Source organism: Bacillus sp. FSL K6-0042, from assembly GCF_038006685.1.
Classification (GTDB): Bacteria; Bacillota; Bacilli; order Bacillales; family Bacillaceae_G; genus Bacillus_A; species Bacillus_A pseudomycoides.
Genome location: NZ_JBBOVS010000001.1, coordinates 2257506 through 2276177, shown reverse-complemented (window position 1 = coordinate 2276177; position 18672 = coordinate 2257506). Strand labels below are relative to the sequence as shown.

At 33.4% G+C, this 18672-nt stretch carries 13 protein-coding genes and 5 pseudogenes; 13 read left to right on the top strand and 5 right to left on the bottom strand.

The features are described 5' to 3' along the window. The first annotated feature begins 300 nt into the window (after window positions 1-300). Together MHH45_RS11710 and MHH45_RS11705 are read left to right on the top strand one after the other, a co-directional pair. Window positions 301-1530, top strand: coding sequence for a helix-turn-helix domain-containing protein (locus tag MHH45_RS11710; protein ID WP_088094390.1), 1230 nt, complete (start codon window positions 301-303; stop codon window positions 1528-1530). An 895-nt stretch (window positions 1531-2425) separates the two neighbouring features. Next, complete coding sequence (locus tag MHH45_RS11705; RefSeq protein ID WP_088094389.1) at window positions 2426-3583, top strand: acyltransferase family protein; 1158 nt, start codon at window positions 2426-2428, stop codon at window positions 3581-3583. Between the two features lie 966 nt (window positions 3584-4549). Here the strand turns inward: MHH45_RS11705 and MHH45_RS11700 are convergent. After that, window positions 4550-4741 carry a helix-turn-helix domain-containing protein gene (locus MHH45_RS11700; RefSeq protein WP_229161740.1) on the bottom strand — a complete coding sequence of 64 codons (192 nt, stop codon included), beginning with the start codon at window positions 4739-4741 and terminating at the stop codon, window positions 4550-4552. 22 nt (window positions 4742-4763) lie between these two features. Here MHH45_RS11700 and MHH45_RS11695 point away from each other — a divergent pair. Next, window positions 4764-4886: pseudogene (locus tag MHH45_RS11695) on the top strand (IS110 family transposase); the annotation flags it as partial. Window positions 4887-5014: 128 nt separating this feature from the next. Here the strand turns inward: MHH45_RS11695 and MHH45_RS11690 are convergent. Beyond that, window positions 5015-5887 (bottom strand): LysR family transcriptional regulator, encoded by an 873-nt coding sequence (locus tag MHH45_RS11690; protein ID WP_016132983.1) that lies wholly within the window; start codon window positions 5885-5887, stop codon window positions 5015-5017. Window positions 5888-5977: 90 nt separating this feature from the next. Here MHH45_RS11690 and MHH45_RS11685 point away from each other — a divergent pair, with 90 nt between their 5' ends. Then, window positions 5978-6286, top strand: coding sequence for a cupin domain-containing protein (locus MHH45_RS11685; RefSeq protein WP_002094998.1), 309 nt, complete (start codon window positions 5978-5980; stop codon window positions 6284-6286). A 335-nt stretch (window positions 6287-6621) separates the two neighbouring features. Here MHH45_RS11685 and MHH45_RS11680 read toward each other — a convergent pair. Further along, window positions 6622-7402, bottom strand: a pseudogene (locus MHH45_RS11680) (IS4 family transposase); the annotation flags it as partial. A 742-nt stretch (window positions 7403-8144) separates the two neighbouring features. On the opposite strand from MHH45_RS11680, the gene MHH45_RS11675 reads away from it, so the two are divergent. From MHH45_RS11675 to MHH45_RS11645, 7 genes and pseudogenes are all read left to right on the top strand, one after another. Next, entirely contained in the window at window positions 8145-8375 is a 231-nt protein-coding gene (locus MHH45_RS11675) for a DUF3953 domain-containing protein (protein ID WP_016132979.1), read from the top strand. 655 nt (window positions 8376-9030) lie between these two features. After that, a complete protein-coding gene (locus tag MHH45_RS11670; protein ID WP_016113346.1) occupies window positions 9031-9591 on the top strand; it encodes a GNAT family N-acetyltransferase in 561 nt (186 codons plus the stop codon). A 770-nt stretch (window positions 9592-10361) separates the two neighbouring features. Further along, window positions 10362-11294, top strand: a complete 933-nt coding sequence (locus tag MHH45_RS11665) for a hypothetical protein (RefSeq protein ID WP_016131662.1) — start codon at window positions 10362-10364, stop codon at window positions 11292-11294. A gap of 1825 nt (window positions 11295-13119) precedes the next feature. Then, window positions 13120-13518: pseudogene (locus MHH45_RS11660) on the top strand (IS6 family transposase); the annotation flags it as partial. Window positions 13519-13638: 120 nt separating this feature from the next. Continuing rightward, on the top strand, window positions 13639-14832 hold the full coding sequence (locus tag MHH45_RS11655; RefSeq protein WP_088094708.1) for an efflux RND transporter periplasmic adaptor subunit: 1194 nt from the start codon (window positions 13639-13641) through the stop codon (window positions 14830-14832). After that, the gene (locus MHH45_RS11650; RefSeq protein WP_088094709.1) at window positions 14829-15509 is read left to right on the top strand and encodes an ABC transporter ATP-binding protein; all 681 of its coding nucleotides are present in this window, start codon (window positions 14829-14831) and stop codon (window positions 15507-15509) included. Before MHH45_RS11655 ends, MHH45_RS11650 begins: the two co-directional genes overlap by 4 nt. Next, window positions 15506-16705 (top strand): ABC transporter permease, encoded by a 1200-nt coding sequence (locus tag MHH45_RS11645; protein WP_088094710.1) that lies wholly within the window; start codon window positions 15506-15508, stop codon window positions 16703-16705. The genes MHH45_RS11650 and MHH45_RS11645 overlap by 4 nt, the downstream gene beginning before the upstream one ends. Before the next feature lie 110 nt (window positions 16706-16815). Here the strand turns inward: MHH45_RS11645 and MHH45_RS28070 are convergent. After that, window positions 16816-16915: pseudogene (locus MHH45_RS28070) on the bottom strand (IS3 family transposase); the annotation flags it as partial. A 207-nt stretch (window positions 16916-17122) separates the two neighbouring features. Then, window positions 17123-17389 carry a hypothetical protein gene (locus MHH45_RS11640; protein WP_088094711.1) on the bottom strand — a complete coding sequence of 89 codons (267 nt, stop codon included), beginning with the start codon at window positions 17387-17389 and terminating at the stop codon, window positions 17123-17125. A gap of 613 nt (window positions 17390-18002) precedes the next feature. Here MHH45_RS11640 and MHH45_RS11635 point away from each other — a divergent pair. Together MHH45_RS11635 and MHH45_RS11630 are read left to right on the top strand one after the other, a co-directional pair. After that, complete coding sequence (locus MHH45_RS11635; protein WP_088094713.1) at window positions 18003-18266, top strand: hypothetical protein; 264 nt, start codon at window positions 18003-18005, stop codon at window positions 18264-18266. A 43-nt stretch (window positions 18267-18309) separates the two neighbouring features. Next, a pseudogene (locus tag MHH45_RS11630) lies at window positions 18310-18432 on the top strand (DDE-type integrase/transposase/recombinase); the annotation flags it as partial. Between the last annotated feature and the right edge of the window lie 240 nt (window positions 18433-18672).

The following is an 18672-nucleotide window of genomic DNA, read 5'->3' as shown; positions in this document are numbered from 1 at the left end:
TCTATAACTACAAGAAAGGTGTGCATAACAAATAAATTAATCGAATGGATACTTAAATAAAGAAGTCGATCATTATGCTATTGTTCTTATAAATTTAAATAATAAGTGTTTTTTCTGAAAATTTATGGTAATATTTTGATATAAATTGTATTTTATTGAAAAAAATACAATTTTTAGGCAGATTCAACTCTTCATGAATTTATTTATAAATCCACAAATGTATTACATAAATGTATGAATTAAAATGTTTGGTTTTTTATATGAAGCTTTATAATCTTATCTAGTTAAAAGGAGAATATAATGAATCATTCTATGGATATACAATATTTGTGTGATATTTTATATAAAACATTTCAAATATCTATTCAATTTTTATCTGCAGATGAAAAAATCTTATATAAATCTACTTCTAATGATATTTGCAGTCCTTTTTATTCTTCTAAGGAAGAACAGCTTAGTGAGCTTTTTCAAGAAAATGATCTCTATAATTTTCCGCTTATGAGAGGAAACAGTTATCTGGAAAATTTCGTTTTCATTCGCATAGTAGATCATGAATATATAAAAGGAACCTTTGTTATTGGACCTTCTACATATCCAAAGGTATCAGAAGATATGGCCATTAGACTTATGAATGAATTTGGGGAAAATGCTAGAATACGAGACGGAATTGAATACTATCATTCCATACCTGTGATAAAAAAAATAACTTTAATTGATATAGGAATTTTATTGCATTACATGATTTTTAAAGAAAAGTTAGATGTAAGTGCTGTTTGGAGAGAAAATAAGTTATTGGAGAAAACTCCCTATGAAATTGCGAATCCTGACTTATATATTTCAGCCCGTCGTCAAAATAATCCTGATCATTACGATATAGCATTAGAACGGAAATTTTTCACAAGCATTAAAGAAGGAGACAAAGAAAAATTAATAAAATATGCATATGCATTCCCGCAAGAAGATGCTGCAATTTCATCAAAAAGGAATCAACTAAGAAATCAAAAAAATAATGGAATTATGGCCATTACTTTAGCTACTCGTTATGCAATAGAGGGGAATCTCCCGCCAGAAATTGCTTTTTCGCTTAGTTCTCTCTATATGGAGACCATTGAACAACTAGATAACATGTATTCTGTCAATCGATTAATTGAGGACGCTTTATGCGCTTTTGCTGATCGCGTTAAAGAATATTGTATTCAAAGATATTCGAATACAATTACTACATGTTTAAATCATATTAGCAAAAACATTTACCATGAAATATCTCTCAATAATCTCGCTACGCTGCTTGACATTAATCCTACTTATTTATCTAAATTGTTTAAAAAAGAAGTAGGAATTCCTTTAAGTGAATATATTCAAAGGGAACGAGTAGAAGAAGCAAAAAAACTATTAACATTAACTACATATCCATTATCAGATATTTGTGCTTGGCTTAACTTTTATGATCAAAGTTATTTCACAAGAGTTTTCAAAAAAATATGTAACATGACTCCTAGACAATATCGCGAAAAACATACCGTGATATAGGCTTGATATCTTAACAGTTAGGTAAGATACGTGTAATACTTTGGCATATATATAGAATGCGATAGCTAAGAAACTTTTGTTTTTTCATGTTTCCCTTCTTAGGGAGGATAAAATGAATGTTCGGAATAAAAAAGAATTCCTTAGGGGGATTCTCTTTTATTTTTTATAGAGCTCTTTGACTCCAGTATAAAGCCTAACTAAAGGTGCAGTTTTAATTATTTTGCCTAACAAAGATATGTCATATGATTTGTATTTACTCATGTTAAATCTTTCTGATTCTACATACCATTTGAATGATCGGGTGGAATTCTCAATATTGTTCTTTGTTTATTTGTCTATTAAAAAATAATCATTTTGTATTTTCATTTATTACCAATTCATGTTATATTTGGTAGCATAAAATATTTTGTGTAAATACATTTATCTTGCGAATAGGAAAAATATAGGGGGATTTAGGACTCAACAAATTAAGAGAAAAGTACCCTTCTTTAATGAATGAGAGTGCACTACAAATGAATTTATATAGGAAACCGGAAAAGTATAAAAATTTTTACAAGAAAGAGGAGATGTACCAATTTTATTCGCATGTGTAGGGAGACATAGCAAATAATCGAAATGACTGCTACCAACGAATAATCGATACAAAATATGGGAAAATGTAAGATCTAGCTGTTCCACGTAATTGAAACGAAGACTTTCAAACGTAATCATTCGCCCCATATCACCGTAGAGATGGGTGGCTAGTATTCGTATGTATCAAAGTGAAATGAGTACATATAGAACGCATTTTAGAACGCCATTATTCTCCTGCAACTGTAAGTAACATTATAATTCTGTAAGCAACAAGATTGAAGTCACCTTGTATTTTAATAAAAATCTTTTTAGTAGGTGTAATATGATGAAAAGATATGAGGAGTTTGACTCTCTAAGGGGATTAGCAGCACTTCTTGTAATAATCGGGCATCATATGATGCTATTGCCTGCGTATGAAAATTATCAGTATGAGTTAAACAGTCCCTTCATAATTTATTTATTCAAGGAAACTCCTTTACGTCTTTTTTTTAGTAGCGGCAACGAATCTGTTATTCTCTTTTTTGTATTGAGTGGTTTTGTTTTGTATTTATCTATTAATAATGAGAAATTTCATTATGATACATACATAATAAAACGGATTTGCCGAATTTATATACCATATTTAGTAGCAATCAGCATTTCTATTATTGCTAAAATGCTTTTTAGTCGTAATGATATGCCATTTATTAGTGATTGGTTTAGTAAATCATGGACCACTGCAGATACACTAACTTTATTATTACAACATCTTGTTTTTATCGGTGAGTATAACACAGACGCATATAACAATGTTATATGGTCTCTTGTTCATGAAATGAGAATTTCGATTGTATTTCCATTTCTGACTTTCTTTTTTATAGGCAAAAGGCTCAGATGTTCCTTACTGTGGTTTATTGTTTTAAGTTTTTCTTCGACTATGGGGGTATATTTGTTTAACTCTAGTGGAAGCATAACTAGTGTTTTTTTAAGTTTTCACTATATCACTCTTTTTTTTATGGGAGCTCTATTAGCCAAGTATCGTTCTTTAATTTTTCATTACGCTTTAAATATGAAAAAAGTGGTAAAAATTGCATTGTTGCTGATTGCGATTATTTGTTTTATGTATGAAGGAATGATTGGCGAAGTAGATTTTTTGAACAATTATATATTGAGAGACTACGTTGTCTCATTTGGGGTTTGTATAGTAATGATTATGAGTGTCGCTTCATGGACATTGAGTGCGTTATTAAGAACGAAAGTATTTATTTTTCTTGGAAAGATTTCTTATAGTCTTTATTTATATCATCTTGTTTCCTTATTCTCAGTTATGTATTTATTTTATGATAAACTACCTACCATACTAATAGTGTTTCTTTCCTTTTCTCTTTCTTTTTTACTATCTTCATTGGGGTATCTATTTATTGAAAAACCCTGCATAAACCTTGGGCGGTATTTAACTAGGAAAGGAAAGGATGAAGAAAAATATAGTCGTTCTTTATAAGATTCTTCAGTAAAATGTTTCTTCTCGTTGATTATCAACAAACAAATTTCAAGGTGGATGACAGGGTATTAGCAAAAGATTTTATCTTTAAAGTAGCAGCAAGAAAATCTATAGAAATCCCAAATTCCTATCAAAAAAGAAAAAGGAGACTTACCTTACAAGATTCAAAACTTTGATGGTAAACAAGGGAGTGAATTTTGGTTTACGCTCCCGTTACATCCGAAACGAAATAAGATGATTGCAAGACTTTTGTAACATTTATGAAAGAGAATTGAAAGATTTGTATAATAAGATAAATATATAGAAGGTGATTTTATTTTCATCTGAAGTAAAAAGTATAAGCAATGTACAGTATAATCTTCTGCCTTATAGTTTCATCTACCTCAACAGGTGAAATTAAAACAGATGATTTACAATGAATTCGCTCAGATATGCTAGAAAAATAAGCTTGAGCGCCCCCTTCCCCTTATTTTTGAAATCACTTTGTAAGAATGACATAGAATTCATATTCTATGTCATTTTTCGTGTAATTGGGTTACGACAACATCGCTATCAAACTAACGGGAAGTGAATAATAACATATTCTTAAAATTGCCTTCAGCTTCAAAAGAAACCGATTCTGTTGCGAAAATGTTAATGCCGGGGTAGCACCGCATGCCCATCAAGCTAATATTCTGAAGTGTCCCCAAAACGAAAATTTTATTATTTTACAGTTATTTATGAGAATTCAACTCATTTTCTTCGTTCTGGGGAACTACCAATTTCTTAAGTTGATGGATGCGGGTCGGTACCCCGTCTATAACTTTATTATTTGCAAACAATGATCGCAAAGTTGCACTTCTTCCAGAAACACCAGGAACATGAGCTGCAGATGCTCGAGCTGGCCAACAAAAACAGTTCATATTGCGTGATACGAAAAGTAGCCACATGGTTTTAATAAACCACATGGCTACTTTTTTAACATTCTTATACCATAGCTAATGCTGAAGCTTGTTCATTGACAACAATATCCAATTTCAATCCCAGAGTTTTTGCAAGTAATTGTATTGTATCGATACGCGGAATTACTTTAGCGCCTTCAATTCTCGCGATAGCTGACTGTTTTAATCCGGAAGCAAGGCGAGCTTTATATATAGCAGTGCAGTGTGGCTTGCGCAAAGGAAATAATGAGCGGATCAAGGCCTACTATGACAAGAAAAAGAAAGAGGGCAAGCCCTACAAGGTTGCCGTGATCACCTGCGCCAACAAGCTTCTACATCACGTTTATGCCATCCTTACCCGAGGCGAGCCCTATCGCACATAACCAATAAATCCCATAAACCTCCACGCCGATGGAGGTTTATTTGTCATTTCCATAAACATTATCACAAAAAATCTTTTAGGTACCAAGGCAGATCTGCTTGACAAACATTAGCTGGTTTTTGTGCTTGTTTAGCAGGATGAAAATATGTTAGCTACCAATTTTTCTGTAGCAGGGCTGAGGACTTTATTTTTTTTGCGGATTAATCCAACAGGTAAAGCGAATGAAATATCATCGATGTCACGAATAGCGTATTGATGTGAATTGGCAACGAAATTGCTAGGTAGCATAGCAATACCAAACCCTTGTAATACAAGATTTAAAACCATCTCCATGTTTGCTGCATCGTAATTAGAGTGTAAATGAAAGCCATGATGAAGAAAAACATGCTCTATTTTTCGCCGATAATCACACAATTGTCCAGTTAAAATGAAACTTTCATCTTCCAAATCACACATGTGAATTTTTTCTTGTGTAGATAATGGATGGTCGATTGGCAGTATCAAACAAAGCTTTTCTTCATATAGCGGATAAAATTCAAGATTTAATTCTGGTGATGGAGGGGGACATAAGGCAATATCAAGTTCGTTAGCGATAATCCGTTGACTAAATTGTTGGGTTACGCCACTTTCGATGGAAAGACAAATTTGTGGATGTTCTTTCATAAACGTTGTTAGTACGGAAATCAAATTTGTTTTGCCAATGGAATCAATTGCTCCAATCCGAATAAGTCCTTTCTGACCGATTGAAAATTCTTTTGCGGTTTCGGTGATTACATCCACTTGATTTAATAAAATATCTGCCTGTTCTTTCACAAGTCTTCCGGCTTCGGTTAGCACCATTTGTTTTCCTTTACGCTCAAACAGTTCGATGCCGAGTTTTTCTTCTAATTGATTGATGTGTAGGGTGATGGTAGATTGTGCGTATTGCAGCAGATTTGCTGCTTTTATCTGACTACCACATTGGACAACAGCTTGAAATGTCTGTAACAAACGAATTTCCATAATTCATTCCTCCTGAAGAATAGTTCATTTTTGTTCATATTGACTAATATATCATCGTAAATTACTATTTGTATAGAAGGAGATGATAACATGAAAGATTTATTTTCCGTTGATATCACAAACAGTGAGTGGAAATTTGTTATGGATGGTATAGAACAAATTCCATTACGAGATGAGAATGGTGAACTGCGTTATGTCGTGCGATTTGCACCGGGGGCAAAATTCCCTCAACATACGCATAAGGATACCGAGGAATTGTTCGTATTAGATGGAGCTCTTATCAGCAATGATGTTGAGTATGGAGCAGGTTCTTATCTCTGTTATGGACCTAATACAGAACATGAACCATGGTCTGAAAAGGGTTGTTTGGTTCTCGTAATGGAACGTAATGCTGGATAGTGTTTTTCTGTTTCTGTTTTTTTGTGTAGGAAATTATTAATTTTTATTGTTTTCATGCAAACATTGCCACATAGAATGGATAACCTTCATTCTAAGAGGAAACCGCTCGAAAAGGAGCGGTTTTTTATGTTGTGTGCCCAGCAAGCCGTTAATTGTTAGTTGGTGAAAGTCCAACCGAGGTAAGAGCCAAGTCGCCTCGTAGCTGACAGGCAACTGGTGGAGAAATCCTAAGGTTGAAGCCCTGTGACCAATTTGGACACGACTATATTTTAGTTCCTCAAGCAATTAGGCCCAGAACCAGCAACCAAACGATAAACTATAATTTTACAAACAAATGGAATATTTGAAATACAAACGTTCATCGCACTTAAACGCTTACTTCGTTCTTTCATGACAATGCCCTTCTTCTTCTCTTTTAACGCCTGGTTTTCCCAGCGTTTTCGTGTTTGTTCTTCTGTCAATCGATGTAGGACCACTCGAGTTGGAAGCTTTCGATACAATCCGGTATAGGCTTTATGAATTTCGTGGGTTTGTCCAGGTTGTAGCTGCAACATGAGATCTTCCATGTCTAATTGAACATACTCCGACAGTTTTTTCATTCGTCCGTCCTTAAAATATTCTGGATTAGGATTCTTCTGATAAATTCGGGTGTTTAATTTTAAGCGAGAAATATAACAGGCTCCTTTCTCATCCATTTGATGGAGATCTTCCAGGTCAAAATATCCTAAGTCACCTGTTTGCACTGTTTGTAAGCACGTGGAACCAGAGGTTCGATCATTTTGTTTACCTGGGCCAGAGTGCACATGCAGGAATTGGCCACTGAGAAGATCGTATTCCAATTGGATCTTCACGCCAGCTGTATGACTACTTTCTCCTGATCCTTGGTAAGTTGAAGCAAAAGCATCTGGAAGTTGAAACGTAGTAGAGTCCAAGATTCGTATACGCTACCTTTTAGCTTAACCATACACACAAAGCAACTAAATCTTTCGCTTGATACTTACTGGACCTCTGAACAAAACCTACCTTTTTGGCCAATTGTTTGAGGACATAAGGAGACAAAGATTGTTGCAATTCCAGTGAAAAGAGGTTCAGTTCATCTGAAACATCTCGAGACATAAAAAGCACCATCCTTTCCATCATATTACAGAAAGGATAGCGCTTTTTTCGTTTAGGGGGTAATGATTTGCCTTAGCTTGATGGGCATGGGGTCACCATATCATTTCGAGAATTTTGTACGCTAAGAAATTTATAAAGGTCATATAGATTTAATAACCGTTTATAAATGTTTTGTAACTGTAGATTTGTAATAAAGTTTGATTAAAATCCTGTTTAATACAGGATTTTTCTTCAATTTACGGGGCAGGTTAATTCAGGGGATATGGCGAAATATAGGAAATTAATAAACAAGGAGAATGATTTGGCATCAAAAAATACTGATATATATATCGAGAATGGAGGATAAGTATGAAAAAAGGGATAATTTTGTTTTTTATTGGATTAATACTGTTTATGTTAGGAATATATCTATCCACTTATTGGGTTATAATCGGCACATTAATGGGTGTTGTTGGAGGTATGATAATGGGTAGTAGCACCTACTTCTTGGCTAAAAGGAAAGACATTTCTAATTAAACTAACGATTGCATTTCTTTGTTTAAAACGCAGCATAAAATGATCAAACTTTTTTGTAAAAAACGAATACTAGATTACAAAAAAGGAATCCGTTTTGATCAAACTTTTTTATAAAGCAACATTAATACTCTTCCTTCCCTTTTATGTGTTAATAAATGGTAAAAATGATGGTATCCTATAAAATATTTTCTATACTTATATTAGACTTAACTAAGGAGGTTGTTCTTTGCTGACATTATTAAAGATTATATTTGGATTAATTAGTTGTATTTTAGCGGTTTACTCTTTAATAACTGATAAGTTTGAAATAATGCCTTTTATGTCTTTATTTATGGGATTGATGATTTTAATGACAGGACTTTCTGACTTAAAAGAAAATCGAAAAGCTTCAGCATATACACTATTTTTAGCATCAGGATTTATTATCTTTGTTGCAGTCTATACTTTCATTTTTTAACATGCATGTACATAGAAAAAAATGAAAGTTAACATAACCCCACTTATTGGTAGTATCTGAAACGATAAAAATGAACTTCATTGCTATAACAGATACCAAATTTTCGTTTAGAGGGTACTTCAAAATCTTAGGTTGATGGCGATGTTCACTAACCAGAATTATGTAAAAAAAATAGCCGATTCCTTAATCGCACAGGGAATCGGCTAATTTGTGTCCAAATAGTATCTAAACGTACGCTAAGGAATTTTTCAGTTGAAAAACTTGGTTCTACTGTACGTTAAGAAGGTTCCATAAACGATTTTTAATGTTTGTTATGGTACTTTTTTTTGTAATGAGTTTTAGAACCGGTTTTTGAGCGTATTTCTGTCAGTTCCGTTAAAAATAAATAAAGTACCATAAACGGTCGTTTTTAGGAACAATCATTTTTTTAGCTACCCCTTTAATGTTTACTTCTTTCATTAGCCTCGATCAAATGATTGAAAATTCTTATAATACAATATATACTTTTATTATCTTGAGAAAAGGGAGATAAGCCTATGTTAACGAGCATTGCAGTAGATGTTTTAAAAAAACTAAAGGAACAAAAAAACGTCGCAAGGGTACAGTAAAATAACCCTTACTGCATACCCCTGCGTATTAATTGGGGGATATTAATTTGATTAAGCAATATAGTAAAAGATTTTTAACAGGAAATAAAGTCACTCTACGAAAAATAACAAAAGAGGATTACGGAAACTACTTTAACATTGAAGATATAATGGAGAGCCGGTTATTAATGAATGATGGAATACCATTTCCTCCTACCGAACGTGACCATGAAAAATTCCTTAATGAAATAAGTTCTGATAAAGAGGATTACATGTTTGGGATTGAACTTAAAGATGAAAAAATCTTTATTGGGACAATAGCTGTTTACTTAGTGAACTGGAAGAATGGTACTTGTCACGTTGGCGTTTCAATAGGTCCTGAATATCAAGGGAAAGGTTATGGAACTGATTCAATGCAAATACTGGTTGACTTTATTTTCAATTATATGAATGTAAATAAAGTCAAGCTCCAAGTGTTTAGTTACAACAAAAGAGCTATCGCTTCTTATGAAAAATGCGGATTTTCCGTAGAAGGGAATTTAAAAGAAGAATTATTTAGGTTCGGTAGTTACCATGACATTCATATTATGGGGTTACTTAGAAAAGATTGGGAAAACGAGAAAGCTTAAATGATACTTCAAAAGGCAGACCAGTAAAATGGTCTGCCTTTTATATGTTTTATTGAACGAACGCTTCAATAAAACAAGATAAGGAACTCCTAATTAACTTCTTCGATACGATAGAATAGCTTGTTCCACGACTTGTGCTTTTAAGAAGGGAATCAAGCTCGATTGTACCTTAGCGTACGAAATTCGCGTGACCCCATCACCATCAAGCTAAGGTTGCCAAGAGGGTATATTTTAATGCAATTTCGCATATCCAAATAAAGGGGATCGTTGTGCAGAGTGTGATTAAATTATGTTAATAATATTTAATTGGTATTATTATTTTTTTATAGATTAAAATAGTGATTTTTTAACCAGATATATCAAGTTGAAACTATTTTAATTACCTAAATGATATTAAATAGTAATTTTAGAAGTATAATATTTCCGCTCATATTAATACGTGATAATTAAATTATTGAATGAAATCGACAAAATTCTACTATTTACGCATTGAAAATTTAATGTTTTAATAAGGGTGTAATTGGTATGACCACTAAAAAAGGAGACGATTGTACTAAGAAAAGTGCAGTAAAGTTGCAAGTAACATTATGTCAAGTTAATTATTTCAATAATCAGTTTATTTAGCGTGGAGATAATTTAGAATCACAAAAGTAGCATATTTATAAAAAAATGGCATTCTATGTTTCTACATAGCAAAAGTATAAGCAATGTACAGTATAATTTCATCTTTTGTAATCTTGTAGAAATAATGGAAGAAGAGGAGAGATATTATGAAACGTATGAAAAAAATCATTCCCGCAGCTTTTGTATTAAGTTCAGCTTTACTTGTAGCCCCAGGATTTTCTTCGGCAGCTACTGATACTACGAATGTAGGAAATCTTCCGGTAGTAATCAGTTCTCAAGAAGGAAAAGCACCTATGTCAGCAGAACAAGTTGCTCAAAATGGTACACAACTTCCTTACGTTCCTACGGGTCCTTATGAAGAATTCCCTGGTCAATGGCATGTTTCTACAGATGAGGGAAAGTTAATTGATTATGCATATGTAGATGTTGTTGCTAAGGGGAATACATCAGGAGATGTGTTAAATTTATCAGGATATAAGGCTGTAAAACCAGATGGTACTTGGTTTAAATCCGGCGAAAAAATTCCAGTAGCAGGAAGTGAAGGAAGTGTACTATATTCAATAGCAATTCCTAAAACGGATCCAGTAGTAGCGGATACGAAATTAAAAAAAGAACTAGATTGGAAATTAATTGATTCAAATGTAATAGATAAAAATTCAGGTTATCACTGGAGTAAAGCTGTTACAAGTGGTGTTTCTCATAATATATCTGTAGGTTTATCTCAAACAATTGGGATGGAAGCAGGTTTTGGAGATATTGTTAAAATGTCAGCTTCATTAACTTGGAGTTTTGGTTATCAAAATACAATTTCAGAAGAAAGTACAGTTACGAAGACATTTGATTTTAATCCAAAGTCTGATTATGCATATGACCAATATAGAACTGCATTATATCAACAAGTAGCTAACTATTCTGTTGTTCCAGGCGCAGGATTACAAAAATGGATGTCTGATAGAACTGCAAATGATCTTTTAAATCAAATGTCTAACGCTTTTGGAAAAGGAAATGCAGTAGAATATAAAGTGAAAAAATCAGTTGATTATCCAGTAGATGTTTTAGTTGCTCTTACTTCGAAATAATGAAAAAGCTAGCAAAATGCTAGCTTTTTTATTATTTAACCTATATATGGAAATGAAACGAAATATAAGAGCATTTCTATATAGATTTCAATTACAAACATAATTTGAGAGTGTGAAAAATAGATTTTCTTGATGTTAAGAAATTAGTAATTTCTTTTAATATATAAGAGCATTTCTCTTAAATAACTATAAAAAAATCAAATTTTCGTTTTCATACTGATCACACTCCTTTATTAAAGTCATAGTTTCAGTATGTCCAAGATTTAGAGATTACTTGTAATTACCCTGAAGTTTTTGCACCAGAACCATTAATTCTATTCTTAATAACAATGCAAAGGGGACTTGCTACATTCTTATATGCAATATTGCATATAAGAATGTATTGATAAAAATGAAAGCGCTTACTATAATAAAAGCATAAAGATAAATTACATCTTAGCACTAACAAAAGAGGAGGAAATAATATGGCAATCGCAATGGCAGTTTTAAAATTTGTAGGTGGAATCATCCCATTCGTAGCAGAACTTTTAAAAGCAGTAATGTAAGTTCGTTATCTTACTATACAAAATAAGAGGAGGAAATAATATGGCAATCGCAATGGCAGTTTTAAAATTTGTAGGTGGAATCATCCCATTCGTAGCAGAACTTTTAAAAGCAGTAATGTAAGTTCGTTATCTTACTATACAAAATAAGAGGAGGAAATAATATGGCAATCGCAATGGCAGTTTTAAAATTTGTAGGTGGAATCATCCCGTTCGTAGCAGAACTTTTAAAAGCAGTAATGTAAGTTCGTTATCTTGCTATGCAAAATAAGAGGAGGAAATAATATGGCAATCGCAATGGCAGTTTTAAAATTTGTAGGTGGAATCATCCCATTCGTAGCAGAACTTTTAAAAGCAGTAATGTAAGTTCGTTATCTTACTATACAAAATAAGAGGAGGAAATAATATGGCAATCGCAATGGCAGTTTTAAAATTTGTAGGTGGAATCATCCCATTCGTAGCAGAACTTTTAAAAGCAGTAATGTAAGTTCGTTATCTTACTATACAAAATAAGAGGAGGAAATAATATGGCAATCGCAATGGCAGTTTTAAAATTTGTAGGTGGAATCATCCCGTTCGTAGCAGAACTTTTAAAAGCAGTAATGTAAGTTCGTTATCTTGCTATGCAAAATAAGAGGAGGAAATAATATGGCAATCGCAATGGCAGTTTTAAAATTTGTAGGTGGAATCATCCCATTCGTAGCAGAACTTTTAAAAGCAGTAATGTAAGTTCGTTATCTTACTATACAAAATAAGAGGAGGAAATAATATGGCAATCGCAATGGCAGTTTTAAAATTTGTAGGTGGAATCATCCCGTTCGTAGCAGAACTTTTAAAAGCAGTAATGTAAGTTCGTTATCTTGCTATGCAAAATAAGAGGAGGAAATAATATGGCAATCGCAATGGCAGTTTTAAAATTTGTAGGTGGAATCATCCCATTCGTAGCAGAACTTTTAAAAGCAGTAATGTAAGTTTGTTATCTTACTATACAAAATAAGAGGAGGAAATAATATGGCAATCGCAATGGCAGTTTTATCATTCTTAGGTGGAGTAATTCCATTAGTAGCAACACTTCTAAAAGCATTCATGTAATATAATTATCCGCACTTATTTTTAAAAATTATCATACAAATGATCTGCATATCAAGAATGAATTGATGTGCAGATCATTTGTGTGAGCAAACTTTAAACAAGAAAAAGGGTTCGGGTACAAAAATCCCAAGACTCTTGCAAGTAATCTCCTAATCTTGGACATACTGATAGTATGACTCTAAAAAAGGTGCGTGATCAGTAGGGAAAAGGAAAATTTGTTTAAATGGAAGCATTATCAGCCTGAAATAATCTTATTAACAGTAAGGTGGTATCTACGGTACAATTTGAGCTTCCGTAACCTGGTGGAAATGATGGAGGAAAGAGGATTATCAATTACTCACACAACGATTATGCGCTGGGTTCATCAATATGGACCTCAATTAGAAGAGAAAGTACGACATCATCTTAAATCAACAAATGACTCGTGGAGAGTCGATGAAACCTATATGAAAGTAAAAGATCAATGGATGTACTTATATCGTGCAGTCGATTCAGAAGGAAATACCATTGATTTTTACCTAAGTAAATCAAGAGATACACAAGCAGCCAAGCGCTTTTTCAAGAAAGCCTTGGCTTTTTCGTATGTTTCTAACTAACAATTTTGCACCAGAACCCATATTATGCAATATTACATAATGTGCTTATATTTACTTCATGTTATATTAATAATTTACGATAAAAATATAGACTAATAAAAAAGGAGATAAATTATGTTACCAAATATCGTTCGTACTCCAAAGAAAAAGAAGAAGAAATGGATTATCATTGGGGTTATTGCATTAATTATTGTCATTGCAGCCATCAATATTTTTGTGATGCAAGGTAAGAAAAAAGGTGAGGCAAAGGCAGATGCTGTTAGCTTCGAAAAAGTAACAGAACGTAAACTTAATAATACAAAATTGATTTCTGGACAAGTAAAGCCTGGGAATATTGAGAGCTTCTATGCAGAACCGACAAAAGGAAAAGTAAAGGATATTGTGGTGAAAGAAGGGCAAGAAGTAGAAAAAGGAACGAAATTATTCTCCTATGATAATGAAGAAATTAATCTACAATTGAAGCAGGCTGAGCTTGATCAAAAAATGGCAAGTATGCGCTATGATCAAGGGGAAAAGAAAATAGAGTCACTAAATAAAGAGATTAAGAAAGCAAAAGATAGCGGTGCTGGCAAAGAAGTAACAGACCCTTTAGAAGAACAAGTAAGTGAATTAGAGATGCAGCAAAAAACAACTGGCCTAGAGAAAGAAAAAGGTCAATTACAAACAGAGCAGTTAAAGAAAAAACAAAATGAACTTACTATTTATAGTAATTTTTCGGGTGTTGTACAAAAGCTAGATAAAGATGCAGCACAAAGCTCAGCGCAAGCAATGGGCGGACAAGGAAAAGCATTCTTACAAATTGCTTCTAAAGATCCATTCCAAATTCAAGGGACATTAACAGAAATTCAAAAATCAAAAATTCAAAAAGATCAAACATTCACTGTAACTACAAAAACGAATAGTAAGAAGAAGTGGACAGGGAAGATCATAGAAGTAAGTGAGTTCCCAACGAGTGCAGAAATGGCAGCAGCTGGCGCAGGCGGTGAAGCAACACAAAATATGTCTCAGTATACATATAAAGCTAGTTTAGATGGACAAGAAGGATTGTCTCCAGGCTATCATGTATCCTTACAAGTCAGTTTAGAAAACAAGAATATGATTGCTGTTCCTAGCAAGAGCATTGTAGAAAAAGGCGAAGATGCATTTGTTTATGTAGAAGAAAAAGGAAAGCTTCGTAAACAAAATGTGAAAAAAGGTTCTACTGATGGAGACTGGATAGAAGTTCTTGAAGGCGTAACAGTGGGGCAAAAGGTGGTTAAAAATCCTTCCGACAACGTGTATGACGGAATGGAAGTGAAAGAAAAATGATTACGTTAAATAACATTCATAAAACATATTATCAAGGGCAGCTTGCGGTACCGATTTTACATGGCATTAGCTTGACAATTCAAAGTGGTGAATTTGTGTCGATTATGGGGCCTTCTGGTTCAGGAAAATCAACACTTATGAATATTATCGGTTGCTTAGATCGTCCAACAGAGGGTGAATACATATTGAACGCTGTGAATATCTTAACAGCAGACGAGTCAAAACTTGCACTCATTCGTAATGAATATATCGGCTTTGTATTCCAGCATTTCAACTTATTGCCACGTCTTTCAGCAGTAGAAAATGTAGAACTTCCACTTATATATGGTGGTGTAAAGAAAGCAGAGCGCCGCGAGAGAGCTCTTGAAGCACTTGGGAAAGTCGGATTATCCGACCGTGTGCATCACTTGCCAAGCGAACTTTCAGGTGGGCAAAAGCAGCGTGTTGCTATCGCACGTTCCATTGCGAATGATCCAACATTTATTATGGCCGATGAGCCAACTGGTGCTCTTGATACGAAGTCAGGGGAACAAGTTATGGATATTTTTACAAAGTTAAATGCAGAAGGTACGACGATTGTTATGGTTACGCATGAAGAGGAAGTTGCTGCATATTCTTCACGCCGTATTGTGTTAAGAGATGGAAAAATTACAGAAGACAGAAGGTGTGTGGTATGAGTTTACTAGATAGTATCAAAATTGCCCTATCTTCTATTCTAGCTCATAAGCTGCGCTCAGCCCTTACAATGCTTGGGATTATTATCGGTGTAGGTTCTATTATTACCGTTGTTGCGATTGGGCAGGGCGGGGAAGCTGCATTAAAATCACAATTTGTTGGTTCTGGAAATGGTGTGATTTCTATTCATTATAAGGCCGACATGAATGATCCATCCGGTATGGAATCAATAGGACAACCAAAATTGACGGAAGAAGATATTTTTGAAATTAAGAAGATTCCAGAGATTGCACATGTAATTAAGACAAATTCAAATATGGAAACACTTGATGTTAATGATAAAAAAGAAATGGTAAATATAAAAGGGCTAGACGATGAATACTTTGCTGTAAATAAAGTTAAGGTAAAAAAAGGTCGTTCTTTAAATGATACAGATATTGAACAAGGAAATAATGTTGTCATGATTAGCACTGGTTTAGAAAAAAAGATATTTGAAAAAGAGAATCCCATTGGAAAAATCATCGAAATGAAAGGCCAGCCAATGCAAATCATTGGTGTATATGAGGCGGCAAGCGGATTTATGGGAATGGGAGATTCCGAGGCGTTAATTTCATTAACGTTATGGCCAACGTTGTATGGAACAGATGAAATTCAAAGTATTTCTGTTCAAGCGAAAAAAGTCGATAATTTAGATGCCGCTGGAAAGAAAGCAGCTGATGTATTAAATAGTCGTAAGCCAAGTGAGTTTACAGGTAAATATGAGGTACTAAACTTAAAAGAAATTCAAGAGGGTATTTCTAAAATGACAAATATCATGACGATGATTATCGGTGGTATTGCTGGTATCTCACTAGTCGTTGGTGGTATCGGTGTTATGAACATTATGCTTGTATCTGTAACAGAGCGTACTCGTGAGATTGGGGTACGTAAAGCACTTGGGGCAACGCGTAGTAAAATCTTACTACAGTTCTTAATTGAAGCTGTTATGTTAACGCTTCTTGGAGGACTAATTGGAATTGGCCTTGGTTATGGCGGTGCATATATTGTGTCAACATTTGCAGAATGGCCACCACTTGTTTCATGGCAAGTAGTCGTTGGTGGTGTGTTATTCTCTATGACACTTGGTATTATTTTCGGGTTGATTCCAGCGAACAAAGCAGCAAAATTAGATCCAATTGAAGCCCTTCGTTATGAATAAGTTTATTAGTAGAAAGCTCTTTATTTAATGTGGTTCTGATAAAAAGATAAAACAGAAAAGAATCCCTCGTTCCTTTGAAGTGACCCCACAAAGTTAGACATGTCATTTCATTAAGCGGATTTTGGGGCATGAGTTCGGTATTGTACGAGGGCTCATGCCTTTTAGTTTTGCTTTAATTCGTTTGTTGTTGTAGTAATTTATATATTTTGCTAGTTCTTTCTGTCTCATTAAAAAATGTTTTAGACTATAGAAAAAAGTATTAGACTGTTAAAAAATAGTTGTAGACTGAAAAGGTGTTTTCTGCACATGAAAGCACTTTTCGCTAACATAAAGTATCACAAAACCTTTAAAAGTCCCTTCAAGTACTGAAGGGACCTTCCATTCACATAATCAGTGTTATCGGAAGTAATTCTTGAATTAGGTGTTTTTGTTTTTAGTAGCATAAACAATTGCATCTATCGCACATAAATAAACTGGAAAAACTATAAATAAATATGCTACGCCTTCAAACCCCCTAATTACTACTAAACCATAATATATCGAATAGGTTGAACCTAACATGGATAAAATTGCAGGTGAAAATAAAATCACTTTTGATTTAAACATCTTTTTAAGTAAAAAGGTGATTCCTAAAATCGCCAAACCAATTATAATTCCTGTAACTATTGGTATCCAGATCATCATAAAATCTCTCTCCTCTCCATATGTAACAAATTTCACCATTATAAATAGTGAGGTATTCTACATTTCTTCACTTTTTCTTTTGTATATTCTATACATGTGAAGTTAACATAACGCATCATTATACGCAGTAAACACAGAGACTAGCTCTATATTCATCAAGGATTAGACCTATTTCTCTTTTAAAAGATTTATGCAAGAATATATACATTCTTGTTTTATTACGTATGTTTTCTCAGAATTGTTCTTATTTCCCGTATAAATATTGCATAGCTACTATCAACTTAAGAAATTGGTAGTTCCCCAGAACGAAGAAAATGAGTTGAATTCTCATAAATAACTGTAAAATAATAAAATTTTCGTTTTGGGGACACTTCAGAATATTAGCTTGATGGGCATGGGGTAGCACCAATATTTCGCGGCATAAACGCTTCGTTTTCTTACACATTTGTAAGCTTTTTGTCATGTATTTAGATAGTAACGAATGTATAACAATATTATATTTAATGAGTAATGTTGTTATTGTATATAAAGAAATGGAATAAGAAAGAAATAGAATAAGAAATAAATGGAACTGCAACGATAAAAATAAATGCATTTGAAGGAGAAAATAGATATGAAATTGATGGAAGCGAATCAATCAGGTTTCGAAGATAAAGAGATTCATCCTTCAGATTATCTCATTGAAAACGCTGGGAATGAACAGTGGAATTTACATTTAGTTATAAAAGATGATATGAAGGGTGCATTTAGAAAAGAGAGATTGTCTTGTTATTTAGATAAAATAACGTATCTAAACATTGGAACCTATTCTTCAGAAGAAGAAGTGGAATTCATTGTACATGCAGCTTGGGAAGAACTTAAAAATTATATAATATGAAAACACATTGAATCATTTTTTATTACTCAATTGAGGAAGCGAAAAGTGGTACTATTTATATCGCGCCATTGACAAAGAGGAACAAACGCTTGATATTCAACTGCGTAAAAAGAGAGATACACAAGCGACATATGCTTTTATGAAAAGACTGGTTCAAACTTATGGGTTGATTACGCTAGTTCAACGGTTAGAATATGAACGTTTATGTTACAAATATCCTCGATAAATAACTATTGGTAAAAAATGTATTTCTATGACCTGGTTTTACACGTATCCGGCTGAACCTCTACATAAAGAAAAAGAATCCCTTATGATTTCTCTTGGATTCTTTTTCTTGTTAAAAGTTTGCTCACACAAATGATCTGTATATCAAGAATGAATTGATGTGCAGATCATTTGTGTGATA